Origin of the sequence: Daejeonella sp. (assembly GCF_044342615.1) — a bacterium.
Lineage (GTDB): Bacteria > Bacteroidota > Bacteroidia > Sphingobacteriales > Sphingobacteriaceae > Daejeonella.
In genome coordinates, this window is sequence record NZ_JBIIPN010000136.1 from 1 (window position 1) to 6,876 (window position 6,876).

The window sequence follows — 6,876 nt, forward strand, 5'->3', positions numbered from 1 at the left end:
AAAAGCTTGATACACAATCAATTGATGATGAAACAAGCCTAATTCAACTAGAAGCTTATTCATCTGATCATACAGTAATTGATGTCGAACATAAATCGAAAATGCAATTTGTAAATTTGGCGATTTCTCAATTATCACCATTGGATGCGGCAATAATTACCCTTTTTTATCAAGGGGAGCAATCGCTAGAAGAAATTGCCCAGGCGCTAGGCATGGAATCAAATACTGTAAAAGTAAAATTGCATCGAGCAAGACAGCGTTTGAAAGAGAAAATTGAAGGAGTTTTAAAGCAGGAAGTGAGGGACTTATTATGAACAATTTTGAACAAATAATTTGGAATTATCTGGATGGACATGTTTCTGTTGAGGAAAAAGTACTTATTGAGCAATTATTGAAATCAGATGCTGAATTTATTAGTCTTTTTGAGGAAATAAAGTCGATTCATCTCCAAGTTTCTACACTCGAACTCGATGAACCATCGATGAGCTTTGGTCGTAATTTGATGGAAAAAATTCAGTTTGAACATAGCCCGGTACCTCAAAAATCATTGCTTGGCAAATGGCTTATCAATACGATTTCCCTATTTTTTTTAGCCGCAATCCTATGTGTTTTAGGAATTCTATTCTTTAAAATAGAATGGAGCCAGTCGCCGGAAACAGCCTGGTTTGAATTTACCATGCCCCAATTTGCCCTTGATAGTAGTTCTTACAGCTTTTTAATTAATCTCTTTGTTTTTGTGGATATAATTGTTGTGCTCTACTTTTTTGATGCTTTTATCAGCAAAAAGATGAAATCAAAGAATGATCACGATTAATAATTGTTAAAAGGCTGCTTTTTCTAGTGCTTTCTTTTGAAACCGTTGCAAAAGCATTGCGATTAGAATCACCAAAGTGCATCCCACAACATTTAGCCAAAGGAAGGCCATGGCATCCATCATCCAGCAGGTGAAAATGATGATTTCGGTAATTATAGCAGCAATAAAGGTGGCAGATCCCCCAATCTTTTTGAAGTAAAAGGCCACTAGAAAGATGCCGAGAATGGTACCATAAAATAGAGATCCTAAAATATTTACGGCTTCTAGTAGATTTCCCATTTTACTCGCAAATAATGCCATAAAAATACTCAAAACACCCCAAGCAATGGTTAGCCACCTCGATACGGAAAGGTATTTTTCGTCGCTTGCATTTGTATTGATTAGGCGTTTATAAATATCCACTACGGTGGTTGAGGCAAGCGAGTTTAAGGCACTAGCGGTTGATCCCATAGAGGCCAGAAAAATGATTGCAATGAGCAATCCTATTAATCCTTGAGGGAGATATTTGGTCACAAAGCTCAGAAAAACATAATTATTATCGTTTGTTTCGGCTTCAGGGTCATTTTTCTTCATCAAATCGACTGCCTGTTGCCTAATTTCTTTTGTTTTCTTATCTGCGGCAGCTAGAATCGTTCGTTGTGTATTGATGGCCTTTTCATCTTTCGCGTCTAAAGCAATCTCCAAACGATTAATTTCCTTTTGCTTATCGGTAAATGCATCTGAATAATCGTTCTTAATTTTTTGTAAATCAGCACTATATGCGCTTTTTTCGAGCTTTCCCAATTCATAACTATTGAAAAAAACAGGGGGTTGATGATATTGATAAAAGGTAAAAACAAGAACCCCAATAAGCAGAATTAAAAACTGCATCGGGATTTTTACGAGTCCATTCATCAATAAACCTAATCGGCTTTGGCCGATAGATGAACCTGTAAGATAACGTCCTACCTGACTTTGATCAGTTCCGAAATAGGATAATTGCAAAAAGAAACCGCCAATTAATCCGCTCCAAACGGTGTACTGATTATTCCAATCAAAGGAGAAATCAATGGCATTGGTACGTCCCATTTTTCCGGCAATTTGCAGTGCTTTGCCAAAACCAATACTTTCTGGAAGGAGTTTCACCACTAAAATTCCGGCAATTAATAAACCAGAAAATATTACTGTCATTTGCAGCATTTGCGTATAAGAAACCGCTTTTGTGCCGCCATAAACGGTATAAGTGACCACTAATCCACCAATAAACAAGGTGGTATAAGTGGTATCAATATCTAAAATAGTAGATAGAATGATGGATGGTGCATAAATAGTAATTCCAGTTGATAATCCGCGTTGTACTAAAAATAAAAAGGCTGTTAAGGCTCTAGTTTTTAGGTCGAATCGCTTTTCTAGGAATTCGTAGGCGGTATAAACCTTTAATTTATGAAAAATTGGGACAAAGGTGATGCTGAGCACAATCATGGCCAGCGGAAGGCCAAAATAAAACTGTACAAATGACATTCCCGATGAAAATGCAAGTCCCGGAGCCGAAAGAAAAGTAATGGCACTAGCTTGTGTAGCCATCACCGAAAGGGTTACGCTATACCAAGGAAAAGCTTTATTTCCGAGAAGGAAACCGTCTATATTTTGGGTACCGCGACTTTTATAAATGCCGTATGCGACAATTACAAAGAGGGTTAAAAAAAGTACTAACCAATCTATGCCGCTCATTCAAAAGTCTTTGTGAACAGATAAAAAAGTCCGACTAAAAGAACCAGCCAAATAATCAAAAGAATATAAAACTGGTTCCAAGTCTTAACAAATGGAATGGGATCCTGATTAGGCTTCTCCATCTTTTGGAACAACAACATTCATCCAGAAACCTGCAGAAAGTAATCCCAAAACTGCGCCTAAAACCATATAAGCCACAGAACCGGTCACTACGCATGCAGTTGCAATACCACAAACTACTGCTGGAACGATGTAATAAATTGAGGTGTTTTCGCTTTTCATGTTCTTATTATTTAGTAATCAAATTTACAAATAATCTGTATGCTCCGGGTATTCCGGCTGGTAATTCTCTGAAAAATGCTAAAGAAGTATATACAAATCGGCCTTTGCCATATTCAGCAACTAGTAATGAACCATCTTTAGCTGATTCCCCCTGATCATTCATACTTAAAATACGCTTGTATTTTGGGTCGGCGGAACTAATAAAATATAAGCCTCTTTCCTGTACCCATCCTTCAAAATCTGTGCTCGTAATTTTATTGGGATAGTTTAAAACTGGATGATCTTTTTCTAAAAATGTTACTACGGAATTTTCTTCTGTAACCCGATCGCGAGAAATTTTAAAAGGATAGGGGCCGACATTTTCTACCAAAAGTGGCGAGCTAACGTTATACTGAACTAAATAAGTCCCGCCATTTTTTACATATTCCATCAGTTTTGGCTGCATTAAACTTAATCGCTCGTTCACATTATAGGCTCTCACTCCAGCAATAATTGCATCGTACTGCGAAAGATTTCCACTCATCACATCGGCTTCGTTGAGTGTATTTACCTGAAAACCAATTTGTTGTAGCGACTCAGGAATTAAATCGCCTGCTCCTGTGAGATAGCCTATTTTTTTACCACCAGTTTGTAAGTCGATGCGTTCAATTTTTGCTTCAGTAATTGGGAATAAGTTTTGCAAAGGAATATGCTCATAGTTAATCACTTTATTTCCGCGGTTAGAGATTCCTTGATCTGTTTGGATATTGATTGCCAAATTCCCAGCTTGCGAGTTATTTGTTGGAATTATTTCAAATTCAATTGCTTTCTCATCTCCTTTTTTCAGGAGTTCAAATATGATTTTTTCGGGCTTTACCGTCCAACCTTGTGGGATTTCCGGAATAACAGTTCCTTTGTTTGCGTTGCGGAAGCTTTTTAATTGAACTTGAACTTTTTTGGGCGTGTTTCCAATGAATATAAAGGCTTTCTCGGAAATAGTTGCCGTAATTGCTGGGGCTATGACTAAGGCTTGGTAAACTTCCCCTCGGACTAAGTCAGTTGATTTAAATACTAGGGAACGTTCATAGCTAATTTCTTTACCAGCAATATTAAAGGTGAATTTTACAGTTATGGGGGCTGGGTTTTCAGCTTTCCCAATTAAGTGCTGGTCTGCGACTTGGAATGTGCCTAATTCATGTCTGTTTAAAAGCCAATAGGGTTCAGTTATGGCTTGTGCAGTGGCTATTCCTTCAATGTTTTTTAAAAGACCATTTTCTAATTCAATATCCTGTTTTTGGTCATTTATAGCACCCAGGTTGATTTGAACATCAGATTGAACAACAATATCGCTTCGAAGCTTAATCTGGTCGCCTAGGGCATATGTGGGCGCGTTAGCGTATGTTTCGAACCATAATCCTGCCGCTCCTGCGATTAGATCCTTTAATTCCTTTGTTTTTTGTTCTTTCCAATAAGAATTTGGTAGTTTTTCGATAGCGTTTAGGATATTAATTAGGCTTGGGATAGATTTGGAGGGATTATCGATATCGAAATTCTTATCGGCAAGAGTAATCATGCGACTAATTTCTTCACCTCGAGGGATTCTATTCCAATTGGAGTTAATATCCTCCAAAATATCCGCTTTTCCAGCGATACCCTGCGTATGAGAAAAATACTCGAAGGACTGGCCACGTTGTTTTGCACTTCCAAAACCTTGGCTTTTATGGTTCGTGCGACTTTCGGCTGCGATTTCGCCATAGCCTTTACCCAAGAGTGGATTAAAACCTCCAACATCTAATTTAATTTGATCATTAGATGTGGTATTTAATCCTCCAAAGTTAAAGGTATTCCAAACGAGGCGTTTTGTGGCCCATACTTCAACAAATTTCAATTGTTCCGGAAAACGATTTGGGTCTGCAGCGGCAATAAATGCTTCACGAGCGATGATGGCTGATGCGGCATGGTGTCCATGTCCAGCACGTGCATCTTCTGGGAAACGTGTAATAATTACATCAGGTCTGAAATTACGGATTACCCAAACGGCATCCGCTAAAATTTGTTCTTTATTCCAAATGCGAAAGGTTTCATCTGAGGTTTTTGAGAATCCAAAGTCGATGGCCCTTGAGAAAAACTGCTCAGCACCATCAGTCCGGCGTGCGGCCAATAACTCTTGAGTACGTATCAAACCCAATAACTCTGATTGCTCATTCCCAATGAGATTTTGTCCGCCATCACCTCTAGTAAGCGAGAGATACCCCGTTCTAAATTTTTTCTCCTTGGCGAAATAGGCTAATAAACGAGTATTTTCATCATCTGGATGTGCGGCAATATATAGAGCAGAGCCAAGTACATTTAATTTTTTAAGTCCCAATTTAAGCTCTGCCGAGTTAAATTGCGGCGATGTTTGCGCAGAAACACTAAAAGGAACAAGAAAAATAATATAAAATCTTAATTGGCGAAAATTCATAATTGCTTGATCATAAAAATCGAAAATAAAGAAAAAGAATGCTTTTTGTTAGATTGTGGCTGAAAAAATTGGGAGGATTTTTTTGATTGGCTAAGTTAAAAAGCTCCTAAATGAAAAAAGCGGTCAGATTTTAAAATCTGACCGCTTTCCCAAAAATTACAGTTTTAAAATGAAATTGAAAGCTTTTAACCTTCTTACAATGTACAATCGCTGCATGATTGTAAGGAGTTTGACTAATGTCTGATAAATAGCCTTATTGTGATTAACCTTTATTTTATAAAATTACGAATTTTCGGTATTTGTATCAAATAAGTTTTCCACAATTCTATTCGTTTATTCAGGAATTTGTTTCATTAATAAAATTGTATGTGTTTTATTTATTTTTTAATGTGCTTTCAAACAATTTAAAAATTCGCTTATACTCATCAGTCCAGCTCGAAGGCTCAACAAAACCATGATCTTCAATAGGATAAACAGCGAGCTCCCAATTATCTTTTTTAAGCTCAATTAGTCTTTGTGATAATCGAACAATATCCTGAAAATGAACATTTACATCCACCATTCCATGTGCCATCAATAGATTGCCTTTAAATCCTTCAGCAAAATAAATTGGCGAACTTCTTTTATAAGCTAACTCATCGTTAATTGGCTCATTTAAAATATTGGCAGTATATCCATGATTATAGTGTGCCCAATCGGTTACTGAGCGTAAAGCTCCGCCCGATTTAAATACTTCGGGTGTAGTAAATAACCCCATTAATGTTATGAATCCACCATAAGATCCACCATACAATCCTACATTATCTGGATTAACACCATATTTTTCAACCAACATTTTCACCCCATCCACTTGATCTGTAAGGTCTTTACCCCCCATGTGGCGATAAATTCCGGTGCGATGATCTCGTCCATAACCAGAGCTTGCTGTATAGTCGATATCAATTACGGTATAGCCATTATCAGCTAATAAATTATTGAACATGTATTCTCTAAAATACTGACTCCACCAATAGTGAACGTTTTGCAGATAACCTGCTCCATGTACAAAAACTACAGCTGGCTTTGATGGAGCTGGATTTTCTGGTTTGTAAACACGTGCATACACATCATCGCCATGGCGATTGCTGAATTTAACCATTTCTGGCTCTCTCCAAGCATACGATTTAAATTCAGCACTTACCGAACTGGTAATTTGCTCAGCTTTTGCTCCTGCTTTATTTTCCTGAATAAAAAGTTCCCATGGCTTGTTTGAAGTAGAATGTCTGAAAGCTAACCATTTTTCATCTGGCGAAAGGCTCACTTCATTACCGCCAGTCATGGTAGTTATTTTAGTAGAGCTTCCACCCAAAACTGGAACTTTATAAAAATGGGTAATTCCCGGATGCTCCATATTTGCAGTGAAGTAAAAACTCTTTTTATCATTTGATAATTGTAGCGTTTGAACTTCATATTTACCGGAAGTAATTTGTTTTTTCTCCCCTGATTTTAGGTTTATGGTATAGATATGAGAATAACCTGTTGCCTCACTTTGGAAGTAAATGGTGTTTAGATCGGTCCAGCCAATATTCCCACCACCAATGCCTGGTCCGCCAATCCATGCCTCATCACGCTGACGGTCAAGCAGACT

6 protein-coding genes are annotated in these 6,876 nt (G+C 37.6%); 2 read left to right on the top strand and 4 right to left on the bottom strand.

What is annotated here, in order from left to right; all coding sequences use genetic code 11:
* Together ACIQ0D_RS10620 and ACIQ0D_RS10625 are read left to right on the top strand one after the other, a co-directional pair.
* A partial coding sequence (locus tag ACIQ0D_RS10620; RefSeq protein WP_395805421.1) for an RNA polymerase sigma factor occupies window positions 1-314 on the top strand: 314 nt, incomplete at its 5' end.
* A complete protein-coding gene (locus ACIQ0D_RS10625; RefSeq protein WP_395805423.1) occupies window positions 311-814 on the top strand; it encodes a hypothetical protein in 504 nt (167 codons plus the stop codon). The genes ACIQ0D_RS10620 and ACIQ0D_RS10625, both read left to right, overlap by 4 nt.
* 6 nt (window positions 815-820) lie before the next feature.
* Here ACIQ0D_RS10625 and ACIQ0D_RS10630 read toward each other — a convergent pair whose 3' ends face one another.
* The 4 genes from ACIQ0D_RS10630 to ACIQ0D_RS10645 all read right to left on the bottom strand — a co-directional run.
* On the bottom strand, window positions 821-2,524 hold the full coding sequence (locus tag ACIQ0D_RS10630; protein ID WP_395805425.1) for a sodium:solute symporter: 1,704 nt from the start codon (window positions 2,522-2,524) through the stop codon (window positions 821-823).
* A 108-nt stretch (window positions 2,525-2,632) separates the two neighbouring features.
* The gene (locus ACIQ0D_RS10635; protein ID WP_291403140.1) at window positions 2,633-2,806 is read right to left on the bottom strand and encodes a hypothetical protein; all 174 of its coding nucleotides are present in this window, start codon (window positions 2,804-2,806) and stop codon (window positions 2,633-2,635) included.
* Window positions 2,807-2,813: 7 nt separating this feature from the next.
* The gene (locus ACIQ0D_RS10640; RefSeq protein ID WP_395805427.1) at window positions 2,814-5,249 is read right to left on the bottom strand and encodes a PIG-L family deacetylase; all 2,436 of its coding nucleotides are present in this window, start codon (window positions 5,247-5,249) and stop codon (window positions 2,814-2,816) included.
* A 373-nt stretch (window positions 5,250-5,622) separates the two neighbouring features.
* Window positions 5,623-6,876, bottom strand: a 1,254-nt coding sequence (locus ACIQ0D_RS10645; protein ID WP_395805429.1) for a S9 family peptidase, incomplete at its 5' end; no start/stop codon positions are given.